Source organism: Mitsuaria sp. TWR114 (assembly GCF_007997345.1).
On sequence record NZ_VOSR01000968.1, the window covers coordinates 1 to 1,465 of the forward strand.

The 1,465-nt window shown below is 70.2% G+C and carries 2 protein-coding genes; both read right to left on the reverse strand.

Annotation, left to right across the window (positions count from 1 at the left end):
* Positions 1-56: 56 nt before the first annotated feature.
* On the reverse strand, positions 57-305 hold the full coding sequence (locus FUT87_RS31170) for a lipocalin-like domain-containing protein (RefSeq protein WP_255512051.1): 249 nt from the start codon (positions 303-305) through the stop codon (positions 57-59).
* Positions 306-331: 26 nt separating this feature from the next.
* Positions 332-1,465 (reverse strand): family 43 glycosylhydrolase (locus FUT87_RS26440; protein ID WP_255512052.1); only part of this gene is annotated, 1,134 nt, incomplete at its 5' end.

Sequence of the window (1,465 nt, forward strand, 5' to 3'; positions counted from 1 at the left end):
CGCTCCGGCCGCGCTCGCGACGCCGCAGGCGCACTGGCGCAGGAAGTCGCGCCGCATCAGTCGCCCGCGCGCGCGGCCCAGATCGACACGCCGCCGCTCGACTGCGCAGTGAAGGTCACGACGAAGGCTCCGGCCTTGGAGTTCCACTGCCGCGACAGCACGCCGGCGAAGGTCCCGCCCGCAGTGCCGCTGCCGCTCAGCGTCAGGCTGATGCGGTTGTTGCCCTGATGCGTCCAGGTCCCGCTCGCGCCGCCGCTGACCGTGCCGTCGCCGCCGAGCTTCACCACGATGGCGGTCTTGGACACGGCCGTGATGTCGAGCCCGTGGTTGATCAGCTGGTAGCTGCCCGCCGCCTCGGCGCGCCGACCGCGGCCGTCACCGCCGGCGTCGCCAGCGACAGCGGCGCGTAGCGGAAGGGCGCGGCGACCAGCCAGTCGTCGGCGTTGAGGAACATCTCGTGCACGCGGACCTGGTGCAATTCGCCGGTGCCCGGGAACCGGGTGTGGAAGATCAGGAAGTACTGCCCGGTGCCCGCGTCGAAGTAGGCCGAGTTGTGCCCCGGCGAGACGTAGCCCAGCGGCGTGCCCGTCTCTCCGGCCGCCAGGCTCCACTGGTGGCCGCCCATCAGCTTCTGGCCATGGGGCGTGATGCTGGCGTCGTCGAACAGCGTGCCCGCGGCGCCCTTGACGGTGGCCATGTCGGTGCCGCGTCCGTCCAGGTAGGGACCGTCGGGATTGCGCGAGCGCGACACCCGCAGGTTGTAGCCGCCGTTGGCGTCCAGCCCACCGAAGCTGCAGAACAGGTAGTAGTACTGCGAGGCCGGGCTGTAGAGCACGTAGGCGCCCTCGATGCGGGCGTGGTTGCCGCCCATGAGGTGATTGCCATAACCCTGACCCGCGAGCGGCAGGCCGGTGGTCTTGTCGAGCTCCAGGATGAACAGGCCGCCCGAGTACGAGCCGTAGACCATCCAGAGCCGACCGGTGGCGTCCTTGAAGACGTTCGGATCGACCACGTTGGGGTGCACGGTGGCGTCGTAGATCGTGCCGTCCTCGCTGGGCAGGCCCCACTGGCCGGACTTCAGCAGGATCTGCTGGTTCACGTAGGGCCCGGTGACCGCGTCCGCGATCGCCACGCCCAGCGCGGAGCGCGGCGAGTCGCCCTTGCAGGCGCAGTAGTACATGCGGAACTTGCCGTCGTCGAGCCGCGCGACATCGGGCGCCCACAGGTCGGTCACCTGCGCCCAGGCGAAGGTGTCGGCCAGCGCCGTCGTGACCTTGTTGAACAGCGGATTGGCGTCGTTGACGCCGTCGGCGACCGGCGTCCAGTTCATCAGGTCGGTGGTCTTGGCCGCCGCGAGGTGCGAGCCGAACACGAGGAAGCGGCCGTCCACGCGGATCACCGACGGATCGTGCACCGAGATCTCGGTGAACGGGATCGCGGCTTGCGTCGGAGCGGGCGCGGGTGC